The organism is Enterococcus sp. 125944 (assembly GCF_051909435.1).
In the GTDB taxonomy this organism is placed as follows: domain Bacteria; phylum Bacillota; class Bacilli; order Lactobacillales; family Enterococcaceae; genus Enterococcus_D; species Enterococcus_D gallinarum.
The window spans coordinates 63,462-83,783 of sequence record NZ_JBQASY010000004.1 but is presented as its reverse complement, the minus strand read 5'-3'; the positions used below and the strand labels follow the sequence as shown (position 1 = coordinate 83,783).

The following is a 20,322-nucleotide window of genomic DNA, read 5'->3' as shown; positions in this document are numbered from 1 at the left end:
TCCTATCTTTGCGGTTGTTGTTGCGTGATACAGTGAATATTCCCGCCACCGTATACGATCTCAACTGTATTTACGCCCACAACTTCTTTATCTGGGAAAATCTCTGCTATTTCTTCAAGTGCCCGCGCATCATTTTCGTCTCCGTATTGAGGAACGATCACACCGTTGTTTGTAATTAGAAAGTTCATATAAGAAGCAATACAAATGTCGCCATCTTCTCGCGGCATGGTTCCTTCTACGTAATCAATCTTGAAATCCCCATTGATCGTGACATTTTCTACTGGGCAGCAAAGCTTATGAACTTTTAATTTGCGGCCTTTGGCATCGGTCATTTCATTCAAACGCTTGTATGCAGCTTGAGCCGCTTCATAAAATGGGCTGTTTTTATCTTCAGTATAGATACAAGCCACTTCTCCAGGACGTACAAAACATGCCACGTCATCCACATGTCCATTGGTTTCTTCCGGATCGATCCCGTCAGCTAACCAAAGGATCTTCTCACAGTTCAAGTAGGCGCATAATTTTTGTTCGATTTCTGCTTTTGTCATATGGGGGTTCCGGCCATCACTCAACAAACACATCTCCGTCGTTAACACAGTGCCTTCCCCATCGACATGGAAGGATCCCCCTTCTAAAATAAACCCTTCCGTCCGATAAGAATCCACATGCTCGATCTCACAGATCTTTTGAGCAACTAAATCATCTTGATCCCAAGGAAAATACAAGCCATCGACTAATCCGCCCCAAGCATTAAATCCCCAGTCATTGCCTCGTAATTCGCCTTTGTCGTTGATGACAAAGCTAGGACCACAGTCACGAATCCATGCATCGTTATTAGACATTTCATAGACAGTGATGTCTGCAGGCAATTGACGACGGCAGTTTTGATATTGTTGTTGCGACACGACCACATTCATTGGCGTGAATTTGCTGATCGCTTTTGCGACTTCAGCAAATGCTTCTTGAGCTGGTTTGCCCCCATCACGCCAGTTATCCGGGCGCTCTGGCCAAATCATCCATACTTTCTCTTGTGGTTCAAACTCTCCGGGCATTCTAAACCCGTCTTGTTTCGGTGTGGTCTTTTCGATTCGTTTCGCCATGATACAGCACTCCTTCTTTTTTGATTTTTTTGATCCAGATAATGGCTTCACCAACGAGGGCAAATACAATTGCTCCAATCGTGATTGGTAATTGCTGACTCAGTGATTCAGCGTCAAATTGCAAAGGAAGCGCTGTGAAAATCAATGAGATCACGATCATGATCATCGGTAGTGCGACTAATACCTTCAAGAACAAATCGCTGCCGCTCACCTTGAAAGGTCGAGGTGTGTCTGGATCAATTTTACGTAATTTATAAAACGCAGGAAACACAGGGACATACGATAGTAGGAACATTACTAAGTTCAGTGAGAAAAATGCCCAGAATAAATCTTGATTTGGTAAAATTGGGGCGATGACGACGACGATAGAAGCAACGATACCATTCATAATTGCCGCACCAGTAGGCATGCCATTTTTTTTGCTGCGTTTGGCAAATACTTTCGGCATATCGCCATTTTCGGCCGCATAGCAAGCAGTATTATTGACCCCTAACGACCAAGAAATCATGTTGCCAAACAATGTCAGCAAGAACAAAAAGGCCATCGAAATAATGAACCAGCCGCCTGTTGATCCTGTCAATAATTTAAAACTATCCATCAATCCACTGCCGGTACTGATTTGATCCGTAGGAATCGCTACACCGATCCCGAAAGCAGAAAAAATGTAAATGGCGGCAATCACCAGTCCACCGGCAATGATCGATTGAGGAATTTGCTTCTTAGGGTTTTCCATGTCACTTGCAAATGTACAAATCACTTCGAATCCTAATAAGTTAAAAATGATTACCGAGATAAAAGACAAACTATTCAAATTGAAGCTTGGCAGCATCGAAGAAAGAGTGAACTCATTCGCAACACCTTTGGTAAGGGCCGTATAGAGACCTAAGCCACCAATCAAGATTGCTAACAGCATCTTGATCACTGCTGCCCCATTCAAAATCCATACACTGTCACTGACCGGATAAAAACTGATCCAAACGATGACCCATATAAAAATCAGTTCGATCACGATAGCAGCCACCGTGGAAAATTCACGACCTGTGATAGTCGTCAACAAGTCAGGACAGACTACGGCTAGAGAGGCTAACCATAATGGATAATTGATCCAGTAGTACCAAGAAACCCGAGAACCCCAGCGATGACCGAAAGCTTGTGTCACCCAATCATAAATACCGCCATCACCAATATACGTTGTTCCTAATTCTGATGAAATTAACCCATAGGGCAAAAGGAACGCAACCAATAGAAAGATCCACCAAAAAAACTGTGAATTTCCGATTGCTGCTACCGGTGCAGCCGCTTCTGCCACAAATACAACACAAATAACCGATAAGATGGCACTCATCAAACTAAATTTTTTCTTTTCTCCCATTGTTTTCTTCCTTTCCGGTACAAGGGAATAAGGGTTGACCAACGATTGAAGGATTCTTGCAACTAGCGGATTTCTCTCTCGTGAATCCCAGTTCAGCACATAAGCTGCGACATTATTAGAACGAGCTTCCGCTCAAAAGAATCGATTCGCAGTTCGTTGGCCCCTCCTCAAGAACCAAAACAGTCTTCACGCATCCCCTTGATACGCAGACTATTTCCTTTCCTCATCTCTTGCGTCTAGTTTCATCTAACAAAACTTCCAAGTCTTTTTCAGCCGCTGCTTTTTTGGTCTCGTCGATTGGATTTTTATCCGCATAATCCCGCATCAAGTACACTAAGAGACCGCGAATCGACGTTAACCGGTTTTCTGCTTCATCAAAACAGATCGAGTTTGGTCCATCCATGACCTCATCCGTGACTTCTTCTCCACGAGTGGCAGGTAAGCAGTGCATAAATTTCGCTTGTTCACCAGCGCGTTTCATCAAGTCAGCGTTCACTTGGTATTTAGGGTAAAAAATACGCATGCGTTCCTCTTCTGATAATTCTGCTTCATACAGTCCATACCAAACATCTGTATAAACAAAATCCGAACCTTCGATAACATCGATTTGATCTGATATCGTATAGGAACCGCCAGAATCTTTACAAATCGCGTCTAATCGTGCGCGATGGTCTTCGTTTAACTGGAACCCTTCTGGACCAAATTGAACGAATTCCATCCCCATTTTTGTTGCGATCAATCCTAAAGAGAAACAGACTTGTGTGGCATCACCAATAAAGGAAATCTTGCAGTCTTCGATTTTTTTGCCTGCTGGAAGATGTTCGATCATGGTGCAAAGATCGCCAAGTTCCTGCGTTGGATGGTTGAAGTCAGACATACCATTAATAACTGGGATCGTGGCATTCGTTGCTAAGTCATACACACTATGATGCCGTTCCACGCGAGCCATCAAAATGTCAACTAAACGAGAAAGAACACGGCTTGTGTCTTCTATCGTTTCATGACCACCCAATTGAATTTGTCCTGGTGCGAGATATTCTGCATGCCCTCCTAATTGTGTCATTGCTGTTTCAAAAGAAACCCGCGTTCTAGTAGATGATTGTTGGAAAATCATCCCTAATACTTTGTTCTTTAGTAAAGGGGGGTAATAACCATTTTTGATGGCCGCTTTGATTTTCAATGACAGGTCAACGATTTGTTGGATCTCCTCCTTCGTGTAATTTTCCGTTGTAATAAAATCTCTTTTTCCCATAATGAAACCTCCTAAGTGATTTGTTTGCTTTTGCATCTTCACTTTAGGTAAAAAAGGCGGAGTTTACGATAAGCTATTAGTTGTAAACGTTATCACACTTATTCTATACTTGCTGAGGACAAGTTTATTTTTGGATATAAACCAGTTATTTTCCAAGGGTTTACAAAAGTTTAGAGGAAAGTTTAGCGGAATTAAAAGTAAAGATAAAACAAATGGTGTTATAATTAGGATAAGAAAATTGGTGTAAGAAAAATTGAAAGGGGATTCAATATGATAGCTATTTTTATATACAATATTTTATTGATCATTCTATATTCAATCACGATGACTTTTGCTATTTATTCTTACTTAAAAGAAAAAAACAAATTATTTCTTTGGATTAGTTTGTATCTGGCATTCTTTATTTTTGACAATACAATTATTTATATGACGGAATTTCTCAATTCCTTTGCCCAAAGTTATGATCAGGCATTTATGAGTGCACCAGCAGTTAAAACTATTATATTTATGGGAAATGCCTTTTTCTCCATTTCTATTCTTGCCGAACTACGCAAAGAAAAACTCTCTCCCCTCCATTATACGCTATTGATCGTTTTGGCCATTTGGATGATTACGACCCCACTGATGGAAAACTCAGCATTTAAAGTTTGGCTCTATTATCTTGGTAATCAACTCTTCCTTTTTTATCTAGGAATTTATTGTTGGCAAGGGACCAAAAAGAAGCTCCCTCTACTGAACAAACACTATTTAAAACAGTTGATGATCATCAATCTCTTCTTTAGTATTTTGATCATAATTGAAGATAGCTTCGTGATTTTCAATGTCGACCAGTACAGCTCGTTAGCGACAAAGATTTATAATCGCAGTATTTCAGAGGATATCTTTTCGATTGTTGTTTGTATATTATTACTGCACTTCTTTATCAAAGAACGCCAACCACAGGAAGAAAAACCGCAAGAGCAAGACGCCTCTCTCTTGATTCAAAACTTTTGCCGTATTCATCAGTTTACCCAACGAGAAACGGAAATCTTTGCGTTGCTGTTGTCCCATCAAACCAATCAGGAAATCGCCGATCAGCTCTTTCTTTCATTGGGAACGGTCAAAACCCATGTTCATAACATTTTTATCAAACTTGAGATAAAAAAACGCACGCAAATTATGATTCTTTTTGAAAAGTACAAAGAGACCCATGAGGCAGCTGCCTAAAAAAGACCTGGAAGGATCGCTTCCAGGCCTTTTAAAGTTTAAAAACCAGTCATTCATTGCTCTGAACGGCTTATTCTTCCATATATGCATACTTGATGATCGTTGACGGTCCGAAAGTTGGATAGTACACACCTTTCAGGGAAGGATTGACCATAATACTACGAGCTCTTTGGTAGATCGGGACAATCCCGGCGGTTTCTTCTACTAATAGTTTTTCTGCTTTGATCATCGTATCCCAACGTGTCGCTAAATCATTGGCATAGGTCGTATTGCTATCAGCAATCAACTGGTCATAGTCTTTATTTTCATAATTCGTGTTATTCGGTGAAACGAGATTGTAAAGGTACGTCATCGGGTCTTGATAATCTGGTCCCCATGTTCCGATAGCTAACTCGTAATCGCTTTTTCGTGTCAATTCAATCGAATTATTCAATGGGACAGACTTGATTTCAACGGTCAAGCCCGGTAAGACTGTCTGTAACTGATCCTGGATGAATTCAGCCACTTTTTTATCTGCATCAGTGTCTTTGGTTAACATCTCGATGGAGATCTTATCCCCAATATCAGCAGTGGCTTTTTGCCAGTAAGCGAGTGCAGTGGCTTTATCCGGTCCTTCGAGAGGCGCATCTTCTCGAAAATCTTTACCAGTTTCAGGATTGAAGACAAAGTTGTTCGGAATAAACCCATTGATTGCTTCTGATCCATCCGATAAGACATCTTTGACTAAAGCTTCTTTATCAATCGCATAATAAACGGCTTTTCGGACATTTTCATTGGCAAAGATCGTATCTTTACCATCTCTTTTCTGATTCATCTTGAAATAGTGGATATAAGAGGTCAGCACCGTCTGTAGTTCTTCGTTAGCGGCATTTTGCTTCACGTATTCCCCATAGATATCCGCCATATCCAACTGTCCTTCATTGAAAAGATTATATCCTGTAACAGCTTCTTTGATCACTTCATAATGGATATTCTCCAGTTTGATGGCATCACGATTGTAGTAGTCTTCATTTTTTTCCAAATCCCATGTAGAGGAAGCTTGATCCCAATTTTTCATCAAAAAGGGGCCATTAGTTAAAATATTTTCACTTGATGTGCCATAAGCATCCCCTTTTTCGGTGACAAAAGCTTCATTTTGTGGAAAAAATGGAGTAAAGGCCAATATCGAAGTCAAATAAGGAACTGGCTGTTCCAATTGGATCTCGATCGTGTACTCATCCGTAGCTTTCGCACCTAGTTCAGAAGGGTCTTTTTCCCCATTGATGATTTCGGTGCCATTTTTAAATGTACCGTCCAATAAAAACATGTAGTTTGCTTGATTGGCTGGCGTGGCTAGCCGTTGCCAAGCATAAATAAAATCTTTAGCCGTCACTGGCTCCCCGTTACTCCAAGTAGCATCTTCTCTCAACGTGATCGTGTAAGTCAGACCATCGTCGGATATGTTGGGGAAATCTTTGGCGATAGCCGGTGCGACCTTATTGGTGTCATCGATTTGATACAATCCATCAAAGACATTGACTTGGGCATTGATACTTGCCGTATCTTGTGTAGAGAGTGTATCCATTGATCCGATTTCGCTTTGTTCCATCAAATTGACCACACTGCTCGCTTGGGCAGTCGCTTTAGATTCTTTCTGATAACTACAACCTGAAAAACCAATGACGCTAGCAACAACCAACAAAAACATCATTCTTTTTTTTCCTTTATTCCTCATTTACGTCCTCCTTTTTACATGCGTCCCAACACTTATCGAAGCGCTTTTTCTAAAATCGTCATCTCAATCAATTCAGCTTGCCAATCCAGCTCATCATATCGGTAGCCTTTCTTAGCAGACTCAAATTCTCCCCGCTGATTGTCGATGGGGTCTGCTCGTAAGAATTGCTTCGCTACGGTAAATCCCCCTTGAATACAGTTATTAGCAGGTAAGCGAAAAATATCTAGGTTTCCAAAATAATAACGCCAGCGCTCTTCATTTCCCCCTCGAAATGCGCTGCCCCCAAACGAAACATCTACATAAAGCCAACCGTACTCTGGTAGATAGAAGCGCGCCCAGTCATGAGGGCCCACAAAAAATTCTGAAACATATAAACCCGACTCCCATTCAGCTGGGATATTCGCCATACGACACAAAGTGATAAATAAAAGTGCTTGAACCCCGCAGTCTCCTTTCTGATTGACTGCACAGTACTCACTGATATTCGGAATCGCATAATATTCTCGCATAAATGAATAGGTCACTTTGGTGGTCACAAAATGATAAATCGCATACGCACGTTCCAAGGGATTTTTTGCTTCCGGCAAAATTTCCTGCAATAATTGCTGTAGAAAAGGCGTAAATTGAATATGGGGAGCGAATTCATTGAGCGCTGATGCAAATGCGGTTTTTTCCGACTCAGTCAACTCACGAATCATGGTTTGCTCATCCAACAACTGGAATAAATCCGTATAAACAGCCGTCAATTCATAGCTGTGTTCCACAGTCGCTTCAATTGAGGAAGGGTCGTTGGTTTCAAATGCGATCGTTCGCTGTGGTGCAGCGAAGGGATCAATCTGCTTGACCTCTCCTTTTGTCTGAAGAATCTTGGCATTTGCTACCTTTCCAGTGTCTCGAGGCAAAGGAATGTGCGTCAAGAAAGGACCGTCTTCTTTATTAAGCGTTGTTAGTGGTCTAAGTGATTGTTTCAAAACGATTCGAGCAGTCCTTTGTCCGAGTTGTTTCATTTTTTCTACATTCTCATCCAGTTCTACTTGTCGGGCACTGTCAATTCCGTTTTCTTCCTCAAATAAGTAGCGCGTATAATAGTCTGAGCGCGTCTTAACGAGATTAGCAATAAAGCGTTCATGGAAAACTTTTTTGCCGTTCAAGTAGATCCATTCAACCTCTCCTGCTTCCACTAAGCGATCCAGTTCTTCTCGCTGAAAATCGACAAAGGACTGTTGCATCATCTCCAGAGCTTTGGTTTCTTCATAGGGATATTGCTTTGCTTCAAAAACAGTCAAAACCTTTAATTCCGTTTGCAAACGATCTTTTAAGACTTCACTGATACGGGCATTGTTCAGCTTCTGATGAATGAGTCTACGTGTTAAAGAAAAATCACCAAAATCTTTGGCTCGTTGAATGTCTTCTGGCAAAGGAACCACTAGATTGGATAGATCATTAGGATCCATACTCACTGCGCCACCTCCTCTTTTTGTTTAACGCCTAATCCAGCCGCTTCATTAAGTTGAATCACCGGTGTTTTTTCTGTACCAACAACCCCTTCATACGCAAGAACTGCTAAATCAAACGTCGCGTCAAGGTCAGCGAAACGAACATTTTTTTGTGCAGCAACAAAGTGAGCTGCCGCTGCGATACTAATATTGGTCTCCCCTGCCATACAACCTACCATACAAGGGATATTCGCAGCTTCGCAAATACTATTGATCTGTAACGCTGGATAGATGCCGCCACATTTCATCAATTTGATATTGACAGCATCTACTGCATCTTTTTTGATCAATGATAACGCATCTTGAGGTACAAATGCCGCTTCATCTGCCATGATCTGTTGGTTGACTTGAGTTCTGATAAAGGCTAATCCATCAATGTCACTAGCAGGTGTTGGTTGCTCAAAAAAAGCGATATCATATTTCTGCAACTGTTCAATCATTTTTATTGCCTGCTTTGCCCGCCAACCTTGGTTGGCATCAATTCTCAATTCGATGGCTGGACCGACAGCTGCCCGAATTTGTTTTACTCGTTCAATATCGTCTTTCTCATCCAATCCGACTTTGATCTTCAGTGCAGTAAATCCTTGTTCCACAAACAATTGAGCATTCTCTGCCATCACTTCTGGAGTATCGATGGAAATCGTCATATCTGTCTCTACTTGGTTATCCTGACCGCCTAAAAGCTGATACAAAGGAAGTCCTGTACTTTTTCCCAATAGATCATAGCAAGCCATATCGAGAGCTGCTTTGGCAGACCCATTGCCTTTCATGCACTGGTTCATGATGCTATGGATCCGGCTTAATTGCCGTGGATCTTCTCCAGTTAATGCATCAGCCAATAACTTTAAAGCAGCTTCACAGCCTTCAAGTGTCTCCCCTGTCACTAAGGGTTCAGGTGTTGCCTCACCGATCCCAAAGTCCCCTGTGTCAGTGATCACTTTAATGGTCAAATTGCTGACCTCAGTAATAACGCCTAATGCAATTTTAAATGGCTTGCGCAGCATCATTTTATTTGCAGCAATTTCCACACGTTCAATTTTCATCTTCATTCCCCCCTCTAACTTAAAACTGACTATATCATTCCGTTTTTTTCTTTTCAACACTTTTTCTGAATTTTCTGAATTTTATTTTTATACAGATTATGCATAACTCTACCAACTTATCTCCTTTGAGCAGTAAATTTAATAACAAAAAAAGAGCAAAAATTTGCTCTTTTAATCAGATAATTGTATTTTATTAATAATCGTCGGATGCCAACGAACATTGATTTGTTTAATTGTATCAAGCGGACACTTTGGTTGTCGATCAGCTGTTAACAAACCGTTTTTTTCCTGTTCCACATCCGTCAACTGCGTATAACAAAAGCCGTGAAGAATTTCTGACTGATAGACAGCATCAATCACCCGCTGATAGTCCTGAATAAACTCTGCTTCATTAGCTGCATTGGTATATCCCCAGCCTTGAGCCCCTGTATCATAGCCGATCCCGCCAAATTCTGTTAACAAGATAGGAACATCTTGATGTTGAAATCCTGGACAATAAATTTTTCTGCGATTGGGTTCAGAAGCTAAAATCGTATCTTTTGTTCGCAAACTCGCCACAAAATGGGCGTATTTCTCCAGTTCTTCTTTCGTTCCATGAACATAGCTGTGAATCCCACAAATATCACTTTCTGTCATCTCCCAGCCATCATTTGAGATAACCAATCGAGTAGGATCTAAAGAATGGATCAAGTGATAAATCGCCTGCGAAAAATGCTGTTGCTGACGATCGACACTAATGTTCGGTACCCCCCAGCTTTCATTGATCGGTACCCAAGTTGTGATACAAGGATGATTGTAGTCACGGTCGATGATCTCTTGCCATTCAGCCATCACTTTCCCCCCGCTAGTTCGTGTATAAACACTCGGTGAGGCACATTCTCCCCAAACAATGAATCCTAACTGATCTGCCCAAAACAAAAAACGGGGGTCCTCTACTTTTTGATGTTTGCGACAGCCGTTGAAGCCCATTGCTTTGGCTAATTCGATATCTTTCTTGTAATCTTCATCTGTAGGAGCTGTCATGAGACTTGTGGGCCAGTAGCCCTGATCCAACACTAGTTTCTGATAATACGGGCGGTTATTTAAGTGGACCATGCCATCTTGAATATGAATTTTTCGCATGCCAAAATAGCTTTTAACGGTATCGATACACTTTCCTTGTGACCAAACATCAAAGACGACATCAAAGAGATTCGGGGTCTCTGGAGTCCAAGTCCATCCGCGACCGTGAAAGTCACTGCGGTCGATCTTTTGATTGAATAGACTGTAAGAGCGTGTGAACTGGTGCTCGGTCAACTGCTGGCGATCAGAAACGATCAGCTCTTCGCCGTAATAAATTCTGGTACACAATTCTTTATCCGTCAAATCACCAGCATAATGATAGGCGATCTCTACGGATCCCCGATCAAACTCACTGGTATAAAAGACCTTTTCTAAATAGCCGTTTTTGTCAACTGCCTCCAACCACACCGTCTGCCAGATACCCGTTGTTCGGGTATACCAGATAGCAGCAGAATGTTCCTGCCAATATTGCTTGCCTCTTGGTATTTCTTCATCTGTTGATGGATCAAAGACCTTTAGTGTGAGCAGATCTTTGTCAAAGGTCAAATAGTGAGTCACATCAAAAGAAAATGAGGTGTGTCCGCCAATGTGTTCCCCTACTAACTGATGGTTGATGTAGACCCAGCAATGGTAATCGACAGCGCCGAAATGTAACAATAAACGTTTGTCTTGCCAAGTATCTGGCACCATCAGCTCTCGCTGATACCAAACACCGTCATGAAAGCTTTTGATTTCAATTCCACTTTGCTTGGACTGAAAGACATAAGGAACTTCGATCATCTGTGTCAATGCTTGTGGCTGTTGTTCCTCTAAGTTGTCGGTAAAATCAAATTGCCACTTACCGTTTAAATTCAGCCATTTCCTTCGTTCAAATTGTGGGCGCGGATATTCTGGTCTGTTCATAGTCGTCCTTTCCTTTTCAAATTTTTTTATTACGAGGCAAACTAGCCTTTGCTTCCAGAAGTAAGACTGATTCCTTGAATGAAATACTTTTGACCGAAGAAAAACAAGACTAACGCAGGAATCGTCATTAATGTAGAAGCCGCCATCATGATATTCCATTGAGAAGAAAATTGCCCTTTTAGTTGCAATAATCCGAGAGCTAATGTTTGTTTGCTAGGATCATTCAAGTAAATCAAGGGGCCAAAAAAATCATTCCAAGTATTCATAAACGTAAAAAATCCTACAACCATCATGGCAGGTTTAACTAACGGAAGCATGATCTTATAAAAAATCTGCCAGTGGGTTGCACCATCTAGGATCGCCGCTTCATCTAATTCTTTTGGGATACCAGCAAAAAATTGTCGCATCAAAAAGACATTGAACCCACCACCGCCAAAAAAGGCTGGGGCGATCAAAGGTACAAAGGAATTTACAAATCCTAATTTATTCCACATCATAAATGTCGGAATCAACGTCACTGCACCTGGAAGCATCATTGTCGCAATGACCATCGCAAACCACATATTCTTGTATTTAAAGTTCAAGCGGCCAAATGCGTAACCGCATAAGCAAGAAGTAAAGACATTCCCGATAATGCAGGGAATAATAATCAAAAACGTGTTAACGAGATAGGTCTTTAGATCCAAAACTTGAAAGACATCTGCGTAGTTAGAAAATAATAATTGATCAGGTAGCCACTTAGGGGGGAACTCAAAAATTTCATAGGAATCCATAAACGAGCTGCGTACTAGCCATAAAAATGGAACCAATGAGATCAGTCCAATCACCACTAATGGAACATACATCATGTATTTTGCTTTTCTCATGGTCATTTTTCTTGCCCTCCATAATACACCCAATTTTTTGCCGTACCAAAAACCAGCATAGTAAACAAACCAATAATCACAAATAGGATCCATGCTAATGCGGATGCATAACCAAACTGATTTTCTTGGAATGCTTTGCGGTAGATCAACAATGCGTAAAACAAGGTCGCATTATTGGGGCCGCCTCCAGTCATAATGTATGCTTGCGAGAATGTCTGGAAAGACCCAATCAACCCCATCACCAAGTTAAAGAAAATGATGGGCGAGATGGCTGGCAATGTCACATACAAAAATTTATGGCGCCAATTGCCGCCATCTACTTCCACAGCCTCCATTAGGTCTTGGGGAACATCCTGCAGCCCAGCTAAGAAAACCAGAGCGGTACCGCCACATCCCCATACGGCCATTAAAATCAAAGATGGGATCGCTGTTTGTTCATCAAAAATCCAGTTAGACGGCGGCAAATGGAAAAATTGCAAAACAGAATTCAGCAAGCCAAAATCCGGGTTGAATAACCACATCCATAAAATGTTTGAAGCCACCGCTGGAACTACCACCGGCAAGTAGAACAATGTTCGAAAAAATGCCTGTCCTCGAACTTTGACATTCATCAACAATGCGATCACTAGTGCAGCGATCAAACTACTTAGCGTACTGCCAAAAGCAAAGGTGAATGTCACAACCACCGATTTTTTGAAAAACAGATCATCCATAAAAATCGTACGGTAGTTATCGATGCCGGTAAATTTGAATGCACCGATGACATTATAATCCGTAAAACTGAGAATCAGACTAACGATCATGGGGATGATGGTAAAAATCAATAATCCGAGAATTGCAGGGGCTGCAAAAGCATACCCTGCACGATTCTCTTCTTTGTGTAAATCATATTGTTTCTTTTTAGATTGTTCATCTGTTTTAAGTGTGATCATTCCTTCGTCCACCTACTTCACATACTCGTATTTGTCCCCGAACTGTTTCTCTAGTTTTGGCAAAATGTCTTCCTCAACTACTTCTCTTGGAGCTTTCTTGCCAGTCCAGACCTGTTCTAACGCGGGGTTCACGATTTGCTCGATCGAAGCAGCATCTTCGCTATAGAAGGCCTTGTTTTTTGTCAACGCTTGCTCTTTTGCTTCAACCAGTGCTTCTTTTTTATATTCTGGTGAACGATCGCTTACGGCCCATTTTTGAAGGTACGTTTCATCTGAGAACCAATTGTCTTGGTTAGGTAACCATAATCCTGAATCGATGACATCTAAACTATTCTCAGGGTCTAAAAGATACTCTAAAAATGTTTTGGTTTCTTCCCAATGTTCTTGTGTGTTTTCATTATCAAAAACCACGATTGGCGGACCAAAATTCATTTGAACGACTTTTCCCATTTTTGGTAAGACACCCATACCTAACGCTAACCCTTTTTGTTCGATAGCGTCCCCCAGAGAACGTAAGTCCCAAGATCCTGTGATCGTCATCGCTACCCTATCTGTCAGCATTGCGGTATCAGTTGAAGGAATCGTACTTGCCTGTGAGGGTTTCGGCATCACATAATCTTTGTACATCAAATCCTGAATTTTCTCTAACGCTTCAATCGAAGCATCTGTTCCAATCAGGATCTGTTTGCCGTCCTGACTAAGCACCCCACCGCCATTGCTGATTAAGAAAGATTCATAGCCTAGACCAGTAAAATTGGAGATCCCATAGGTTTTGATATTTTTTTCGTCAAAACCAGCATCGCCTGGATGATTGCCATTTCGGTCGACTGTCAGTTCTTTCAGAATGGATACAAATTTATCCCAATCCCACGCTTGATTGACGTCATGAGGTGGGACTTCAACCCCCTTTTCTTCAAAATATTTCGTACTGTAGAACAGTGTAAGCATTCCTGGCCCTGCAGGCGATCCAAAGACTTTCCCGTTGTACTCCGAGCGTGTCTCTGCGATTTTGTTCTCAAATGGTCCTCCTGATTCATACAGCTCTGTCAGATCCCTTAAGTTGCCGCTCTTCCCCCACTCTGCCGTGCTTGTTTCAACCATATAGCCGACATCTGGAAGTGTTTTGGTACTAGCTTGTGTGTTTAGCTTCTCCATATAATTGTCATAAGGGATCTGCTGCGCTTTTACTTGGATCTCGTCTTGTGATTCATTAAAGTTTTTGATCAATTTATCGATCGAATCTTTCTCCAATGTATCGCCCCAAAAAGAAAAATTGAGGGTAACTTTACTCGCTTGATCACCAGCATCATCATTGCTCCCACATCCCGATAATAAAAAACTTCCGCCTATAACCAATGTGGAAATGAGTAGACCAATTTTTTTCATCTTCTTTGCTCCTGCCTTTTTATATTCCATTTGTATGCGCATACAATAGTTCAAAAAGAAAATCAGACGGATTATTTTTTACAAAATGATTGCTTCATGTTGCCAAAATAATGCTGTCTGTTTTTCTTTACAATTTATACTATACAAAACGAAAATACATATTTCTTCCCGAGTTATGTGTTCCTTATTCCCGATTTTTGTTTGGCTCTATTTTCTAAATTAGAAATCGATTACATTTATTCTATCAGGCACATCACACAGTAAAATAAAGAGAGCAACACCGCATCACTATCTATAGAACAAAGGAGTAGAATACATGAGCTTATACTTGGAAATTCCTGAAATCAATCCGCTGTTCCCTTTCAAAACCTTTACAAATGAAGGGTGGTCGATCACTTATCCTCACTGGCACAAAGAAATTGAATTTATTTATTGTTTGGAAGGAACTGTCAGATTAGGGGTGGATGACGAGATCATTCAAATGCATGAAGACGAGATCTATTTTTTTTCTAGTGGTGAACCGCACTTCTTCTTGTCTTCGCCAAATAGTGAACGAATCGTTTATCAATTTGATATCAAACTCTTTCAAGGGCATGACAATATCTCGCCAAATGATCGTCCATTGGCCAAAGTATTTGAGACCGTCGTCAATTACAGTAAAGATTGGCCTACCCCGATCCAAAAAGAGATCCAGACTATCTTGCTTTCTATTTATCATGAAAACCAGAAACAGCGTGAAGGGTATCAATACAGTATTTTGAGCAGTTTGTATAAATTAGCGAATCTCTTGTACCAACTGCCATTGAAGAACAAAAAAACAGAAAAAGCCGCTTTAGATAGTACATTAAAAAATCGCGAGACATTGTTCCAGATCGACACCATCCTCGACTATATTGAGTCCAATTATTTAAATGCGATCACGATTCAGGATGTTGCTGATCATGTGGGGTTTAGTCCTAGTTATTTCTCACGCTTCTTCAAAAAAAATATCGGGATGTCTTTTACCAGTTATCTGGCAGAATACCGCATCCATCGGGCAAAGTATATTTTAGGAACAGAGCTGGTTCCCATGGCAGAAGTAGCTGCCCGCTCAGGTTTTTCTAGCGTCAAAACCTTTCATCACGTCTTTAAATCAATGGTTGGCACTTCTCCTATGAAATTTCAAAAAAATATTTTCGGCTTTCACTAAATAACTACGCAAACAAAACCGAAATAGATTCCAAATCGTTGAAACCGCATTTATCATTTTTATCTAGAATAGGCAATAGTTCATCAGAGAAAAAGAGATCGGAGACTTCCAGATCTCTTTTTTGTTCTCTCGAAGGAGTAATAAAAAAGCGGGGGAGACAGGAGGGTTAACTGCCGAGATAACAGAGGACTCCACGAAATTTGCTTTTCAATTTTTGGGGTATTTTGACTTATTTTCGAAGATGCTGCTTCTGCTCCCTCTGTGTAGGCGTGTTTAGAGCGTGGAACAAAAGGAAAAAACTTTTGTTCCACGCTCTAAAGAAGAATGACTTGCTACCCAAATGCTTCATCTACACAGAACTTCCTTGTACGGATCAAATAGAATAAACAGCACTCAATTAATTGGTAGAGAATAAATAGTCCCCCGTTTTTACTTGCTCTTGAATCGTTTTAGCAAAACTACCATGTTCGGGAGTATTTGTGACAATGACAGGTATCGTTACATCATATCCCGCTTCTTTGATTTGTTGTCTGTCAAAAGAGATCAGCGGTTCACCTGCTTTCACATATTGATTTTCTTCCACATGAAGAGTAAAGCCATCCCCCTCCAGACGTACCGTATCGATCCCAATGTGGATCAAAAGTTCCACGCCATTCTCTCCTCTTAATCCGATAGCATGTTTTGTTGGGGTAGTCATGATGATGTAGCCATCGAATGGAGCATAAACGACGTCATCCTCAGGGAGAATCGCAATGCCGTCTCCCATCATTTTCTCTGAAAACATCGGGTCATTCACTGATTCCAAAGAGACAACCGTTCCTTTTACAGGGCTATTTATTTTTACAGCTTCATTCGCCTGATTGAGTTTATTTTCTCTAATACGCTTCTTTTCCATGAAAACAGTGAGAGTATATGAGACACAAATCGCAAGCAGAATAACAATGATCGAAAACCAGAAGTTTGCGTTAAAGCCAGAGCCATCTGTTGGGATGAATGTCGGAATGGCAATTAATCCTGGTGATACGACTGCGTACTGCTTCAGTTGAACAAATCCAGCTAAAATACCGCCAACTGCTCCACCTGTGATTGCCCCGATAAAGGCACTGCGGTAATTGATCAAGACACCAAAGATAGCAGGTTCAGTGATTCCCATCACGCCAGTTAATCCAGAAGAGAGTGCTAGGGCCCTTTTCTCGGTATTCTTTTCACTATACGCAATCGCTAACGCTGAAGCACCAACGGCGACATTCGCTGCTAACATTGCTGGCATGACAAATGAGTCATAGCCATAATCTCCTAGCATTGCAAAAACGAGTGGAAACAATGCTTGGTTTGTTCCTGTCATCACAAGTAAAGGTGTCGTTGCCCCCAACAAACCAACGGAAAACCAGCCTAATTTATCATACAAAAAGCTCAAGCCATTAGCAATATAGCCTCCCACTTCATTTCCGATAGGACCTAATAGAATCAAGGTTACCGGTACTGTGATCAAAATGACAAGCAATGGTTTAACAAAGTATTTGATAGACTGGGGAATCAATTTATCCGCGATTCGATCAATCACTGCCATAAATAATACCCCGAATATCACTGGAATCGTTGTGGTATTATAACTCATTGTCGGTACAGAAAGGCCTAAGAAGGTAAGTCCTTCTACACCATTGATCAGTGAATGAACAAGAATTGCCCCTAGGAACATCCCCATCATGCCATTGATACCTAATTTGCGAGCAGCACTAAATCCAATATAAATAGGCAAAAAATAGAATCCAGCATCATTCACTGCATTTAAAATCGTATAAGTTCCACTTTCTGCAGATAATCCGAAAAAGGTCACACCAATAGTTAAAACGGCAGATACCAATCCGGCTGCTACAAGGATAGGCAATACTGGAACAAAGGTACCACTGATAAAGTCAACGACTAATGCCCCATAATCTTTTAACCTTCTTTTTTTTCGATCAGTGGATGTGTTTTCACTTTTATGCTCTAATTTCTCCATAAACATTGCATATACCTTAGGGACATCTGGTCCAATGATTAATTGAACATCGTGATCTCTTTTTACTGTACCTAAAATCAGTTTATTTTTCTTCAGCTGATCATCATCGAAGGCGGATGGATCATTCAATTGGAGTCGTAATCTAGTAGCACAATGGTTCGCTGTTTGCACGTTTTCGATTCCGCCGATGTGATCGATGATATACTCAACTAGTTCACTATAATTTGTCATAGCCGATTCATCCTCATTTCATTTTATAAATCGCTTTCATTTCATTTGATAATCAAAACTGGATCATCTGTTTCTTAGCAAACTGCCTATCCGAACGATACTGATTTTGCTCCTAGGAACCGCAAGATCAGTGTCATAAAAATACGATTACTCGCACCGTTCAATGACTTTCGTTCGGATAGTATAGTGTCTACTGTTTTATGTTACAAATTTATAGTTGTACCCCGTTTCCTTCTCACTCTGGACGTTTCAGGGACTGCCCATTTGAATGAATCACTTCTTTGTACCAATAATAAGAATCTTTAGGAATTCTTCGCAAATCAAGCAATTCGTCATCTGTCGTATTGATATAGACAAGCCCGTAACGTTTTGCCATGCCATTTCCCGTGCTCAATAAATCCGTAAAGGACCATGGATTGTAACCAAATACTTTTGCCCCATCTTCAATGGCTAGACCAACTTGGTAGATTTGGTCATTCAAGAATGCAATTCGTTCTTGATCATGGACTTTGCCGTCTTCTCCTAACGTTTCATGGGCACCGTAACCATTTTCCGTTATAATCATCGGCAAATGATAATGATCCTCCATATAGCGTAATAAGTAACGCATGGCAACGGGATCGATCTCCCAGTCCCAATCCGTGGTCTCTACAAATGGATTCACTGTTTGAGCAAAAATACCTGGATAATTTGGATAAACGAATTCTCCTTTTTTCCCAGACTTATTCAACCCAATTTCTTGACGTTGTGAATCAGCCGGTGATTCTTTTGCAACATTGCTGCGATAACAATTAATGCCAAAGAAGTCAATTTTTGCTTGGGCAACGAGTTCCATGTCTCCAGGGCGAATATCTGGATCAATATTGTGTTCTTTCCAGTAACGTTTGATAAATCCATTGTATTCACGATTGGCATTGAAATCATTCCAAATTTTTTCGGTTAATTCTTCGGCATTCATTGCTGCAATCTGATCTTCTGGTTTAGCAGATTCAGGATAAAACGGAACCATCCCAGGAACGGGTCCAATTTTCCCATCCTCAACTAACTCATGACAAGCAATAACTGCTTTAGCATGACAGAGATTCATAATATGGTTGACTCTCCATTTGTCTTCGAACCACGTCTCTGGATACTTACAGACACCTAACCAATCACCATAGACGATCTGCATATTTTGTTCATTGATTGCTAGCCAGTATTTTACACGGTCTCCAAACGCATTGAAGCAAGTTCTGACATACTGATCGAAGGCATCGATGATCCCACGATCATACCAACCATTAAACTCTTCATCTACCCATACCGGCATGTCATAGTGATACAAGGTAACGATTGGTGTAATCCCATGAGCAACGAGTTCATCAATCAACTGATTATAGAAATCAATGCCTAATTGATTCGGAACACCAGAATTATCTGGATAAATTCTAGGCCAAGCAATAGAGAAACGATAAGAGGTAAATCCTGCGTCAGCCATCAATTGAACGTCTTCTTTGTATTTATGATAATGATCAGCTGCAATCGAATTATCGGTATAGGGCTTTTTTTTCTTACTATTCAAGTCAATGATCGCTGTAGAACGACCATCCTCTGCCACTGCGCCTTCTACTTGCCAAGCAGCGCTTGATGCTCCCCACAAAAAATTATCTGGAAATGTTGGTTGATCTTTAAAATGCATGACCTTAGCCTTCTCTCTTATATTTAAGTAAATAACCGTTGAATAATAAATCAAGGACAAAATCAATGCCATAGGTATAGTAAAGCAACTCATTGATTTCTTTCTCATGTGTTTGTGAACTTAAATGATATAATTTGTCAAAGTAACGATTGTAAATTGGGTTGCGGTTGTTGGTAAACAAGATCGCTGTTGCTGGAATCTCTTTAAATACATCTAGCATGGAAGAAACAAATAGACCCGAAAGTGAAAAAACAATGATCAGTGGCTCTTTATAAGTGGTTAATGCGACAGTTAGATCATCTTTTGAGGTTAGTAATGTGATTCGTTTGCCAAAAATAACCATCCGTTGCTGAAAAGTTTTGACGCTCCCTGCGATATTGCTGGAGCATAAAATCATTACCTCCTGATTGCTATTGATCAGTCGAACCAAGCGATCGACTTCTTGTGTGTTAAAGCGTAAGCTGAGTTCTTCCATTAAAGAAACAATGTTGCTTTGAAGCTTCGACAAGAAATCCTCATACCCATAAAATTTCTGAAATTCACTGATGCCATCATCAAATGTTTCTGCGTTTCTTTTCATTTCCAAAAAATTTTCGTACCCTAATTGTTTGGCAAACCTTCTAATTGAAGCTCGCGAGACATGCTTTTCTTCCGCAATTTGATAAATGTTCCATCGTGCCACACTCTTAAAGTTATCCAAGAAAAATTTTGCCAACTCAAATTCCACTGTTCCTACTTCATTTTCGTTCACAATATGATTCAGCTTATAAATAAAATTCAATCGATTATTATCCATTTTTTTAATCTCCCTTGGCCAAGTTTGATTGTATCCATAGTATAGCGTATCCGTTTACAAAAATGGGGTGCATATCTTGCACCCACAAGGAATA

Annotated in this window: 15 protein-coding genes; 2 read left to right on the top strand and 13 right to left on the bottom strand. The window is 40.6% G+C overall.

Features of this window, described 5'->3' with window-relative positions; translation table 11 throughout:
- Positions 1-2: 2 nt before the first annotated feature.
- The 3 genes from aguA to ptcA all read right to left on the bottom strand — a co-directional run bounded on the left by aguA (position 3) and on the right by ptcA (position 3,724).
- Positions 3-1,100 carry an agmatine deiminase gene (aguA, locus tag ACTFWY_RS05240; RefSeq protein ID WP_311828153.1) on the bottom strand — a complete coding sequence of 366 codons (1,098 nt, stop codon included), beginning with the start codon at positions 1,098-1,100 and terminating at the stop codon, positions 3-5.
- Positions 1,054-2,472, bottom strand: a complete 1,419-nt coding sequence (locus ACTFWY_RS05235) for an APC family permease (RefSeq protein WP_029486475.1) — start codon at positions 2,470-2,472, stop codon at positions 1,054-1,056. Before ACTFWY_RS05235 ends, aguA begins: the two co-directional genes overlap by 47 nt.
- 223 nt (positions 2,473-2,695) lie before the next feature.
- Positions 2,696-3,724 carry a putrescine carbamoyltransferase gene (gene ptcA, locus ACTFWY_RS05230; RefSeq protein WP_176332949.1) on the bottom strand — a complete coding sequence of 343 codons (1,029 nt, stop codon included), beginning with the start codon at positions 3,722-3,724 and terminating at the stop codon, positions 2,696-2,698.
- A gap of 270 nt (positions 3,725-3,994) precedes the next feature.
- On the opposite strand from ptcA, the gene ACTFWY_RS05225 reads away from it, so the two are divergent.
- The gene (locus tag ACTFWY_RS05225; protein ID WP_155853053.1) at positions 3,995-4,930 is read left to right on the top strand and encodes a response regulator transcription factor; all 936 of its coding nucleotides are present in this window, start codon (positions 3,995-3,997) and stop codon (positions 4,928-4,930) included.
- 70 nt (positions 4,931-5,000) lie between these two features.
- Here the strand turns inward: ACTFWY_RS05225 and ACTFWY_RS05220 are convergent, their stop codons facing one another.
- The 7 genes from ACTFWY_RS05220 to ACTFWY_RS05190 form a co-directional block, all read right to left on the bottom strand.
- Positions 5,001-6,644 carry a peptide ABC transporter substrate-binding protein gene (locus tag ACTFWY_RS05220; protein WP_003125623.1) on the bottom strand — a complete coding sequence of 548 codons (1,644 nt, stop codon included), beginning with the start codon at positions 6,642-6,644 and terminating at the stop codon, positions 5,001-5,003.
- A 32-nt stretch (positions 6,645-6,676) separates the two neighbouring features.
- A complete protein-coding gene (locus ACTFWY_RS05215; RefSeq protein WP_103300281.1) occupies positions 6,677-8,098 on the bottom strand; it encodes a transglutaminase-like domain-containing protein in 1,422 nt (473 codons plus the stop codon).
- Positions 8,099-8,100: 2 nt separating this feature from the next.
- Positions 8,101-9,183, bottom strand: coding sequence for a dipeptide epimerase (locus tag ACTFWY_RS05210; RefSeq protein ID WP_003125621.1), 1,083 nt, complete (start codon positions 9,181-9,183; stop codon positions 8,101-8,103).
- A 171-nt stretch (positions 9,184-9,354) separates the two neighbouring features.
- Positions 9,355-11,148, bottom strand: a complete 1,794-nt coding sequence (locus ACTFWY_RS05205; RefSeq protein ID WP_171917272.1) for a glycoside hydrolase family 2 protein — start codon at positions 11,146-11,148, stop codon at positions 9,355-9,357.
- 41 nt (positions 11,149-11,189) lie between these two features.
- Positions 11,190-12,020 carry a carbohydrate ABC transporter permease gene (locus tag ACTFWY_RS05200; protein WP_003125619.1) on the bottom strand — a complete coding sequence of 277 codons (831 nt, stop codon included), beginning with the start codon at positions 12,018-12,020 and terminating at the stop codon, positions 11,190-11,192.
- Positions 12,017-12,946, bottom strand: a complete 930-nt coding sequence (locus ACTFWY_RS05195; RefSeq protein WP_081131941.1) for a carbohydrate ABC transporter permease — start codon at positions 12,944-12,946, stop codon at positions 12,017-12,019. The genes ACTFWY_RS05200 and ACTFWY_RS05195 overlap by 4 nt, the downstream gene beginning before the upstream one ends.
- Before the next feature lie 12 nt (positions 12,947-12,958).
- Complete coding sequence (locus tag ACTFWY_RS05190) at positions 12,959-14,332, bottom strand: ABC transporter substrate-binding protein (RefSeq protein WP_103300235.1); 1,374 nt, start codon at positions 14,330-14,332, stop codon at positions 12,959-12,961.
- Positions 14,333-14,648: 316 nt separating this feature from the next.
- Between ACTFWY_RS05190 and ACTFWY_RS05185 the strand changes: the two genes are divergently transcribed.
- Positions 14,649-15,521 (top strand): AraC family transcriptional regulator, encoded by an 873-nt coding sequence (locus ACTFWY_RS05185; protein ID WP_060814421.1) that lies wholly within the window; start codon positions 14,649-14,651, stop codon positions 15,519-15,521.
- Between the two features lie 397 nt (positions 15,522-15,918).
- Here the strand turns inward: ACTFWY_RS05185 and ACTFWY_RS05180 are convergent, their stop codons facing one another.
- From ACTFWY_RS05180 to ACTFWY_RS05170, 3 genes are all read right to left on the bottom strand, one after another.
- Positions 15,919-17,754 carry a beta-glucoside-specific PTS transporter subunit IIABC gene (locus ACTFWY_RS05180; protein ID WP_311828152.1) on the bottom strand — a complete coding sequence of 612 codons (1,836 nt, stop codon included), beginning with the start codon at positions 17,752-17,754 and terminating at the stop codon, positions 15,919-15,921.
- A gap of 235 nt (positions 17,755-17,989) precedes the next feature.
- Entirely contained in the window at positions 17,990-19,432 is a 1,443-nt protein-coding gene (locus ACTFWY_RS05175; protein ID WP_029486467.1) for a glycoside hydrolase family 1 protein, read from the bottom strand.
- A 4-nt stretch (positions 19,433-19,436) separates the two neighbouring features.
- Positions 19,437-20,228: a MurR/RpiR family transcriptional regulator gene (locus ACTFWY_RS05170; protein WP_029486465.1), complete on the bottom strand. Its 792-nt coding sequence runs from the start codon at positions 20,226-20,228 to the stop codon at positions 19,437-19,439.
- Between the last annotated feature and the right edge of the window lie 94 nt (positions 20,229-20,322).

Coding starts and splice junctions, on each gene's coding strand:
- ACTFWY_RS05170 (WP_029486465.1), bottom strand. CDS start 20,228: ATGGATAATAATCGATTGAATTTTATTTATAAGCTGAATCATATTGTG.
- ptcA (WP_176332949.1), bottom strand. CDS start 3,724: ATGGGAAAAAGAGATTTTATTACAACGGAAAATTACACGAAGGAGGAG.
- ACTFWY_RS05190 (WP_103300235.1), bottom strand. CDS start 14,332: ATGAAAAAAATTGGTCTACTCATTTCCACATTGGTTATAGGCGGAAGT.
- ACTFWY_RS05200 (WP_003125619.1), bottom strand. CDS start 12,020: ATGACCATGAGAAAAGCAAAATACATGATGTATGTTCCATTAGTGGTG.
- ACTFWY_RS05205 (WP_171917272.1), bottom strand. CDS start 11,148: ATGAACAGACCAGAATATCCGCGCCCACAATTTGAACGAAGGAAATGG.
- ACTFWY_RS05235 (WP_029486475.1), bottom strand. CDS start 2,472: ATGGGAGAAAAGAAAAAATTTAGTTTGATGAGTGCCATCTTATCGGTT.
- ACTFWY_RS05210 (WP_003125621.1), bottom strand. CDS start 9,183: ATGAAAATTGAACGTGTGGAAATTGCTGCAAATAAAATGATGCTGCGC.
- ACTFWY_RS05180 (WP_311828152.1), bottom strand. CDS start 17,754: ATGACAAATTATAGTGAACTAGTTGAGTATATCATCGATCACATCGGC.
- ACTFWY_RS05175 (WP_029486467.1), bottom strand. CDS start 19,432: ATGCATTTTAAAGATCAACCAACATTTCCAGATAATTTTTTGTGGGGA.
- aguA (WP_311828153.1), bottom strand. CDS start 1,100: ATGGCGAAACGAATCGAAAAGACCACACCGAAACAAGACGGGTTTAGA.
- ACTFWY_RS05185 (WP_060814421.1), top strand. CDS start 14,649: ATGAGCTTATACTTGGAAATTCCTGAAATCAATCCGCTGTTCCCTTTC.
- ACTFWY_RS05195 (WP_081131941.1), bottom strand. CDS start 12,946: ATGATCACACTTAAAACAGATGAACAATCTAAAAAGAAACAATATGAT.
- ACTFWY_RS05225 (WP_155853053.1), top strand. CDS start 3,995: ATGATAGCTATTTTTATATACAATATTTTATTGATCATTCTATATTCA.
- ACTFWY_RS05215 (WP_103300281.1), bottom strand. CDS start 8,098: ATGGATCCTAATGATCTATCCAATCTAGTGGTTCCTTTGCCAGAAGAC.
- ACTFWY_RS05220 (WP_003125623.1), bottom strand. CDS start 6,644: ATGAGGAATAAAGGAAAAAAAAGAATGATGTTTTTGTTGGTTGTTGCT.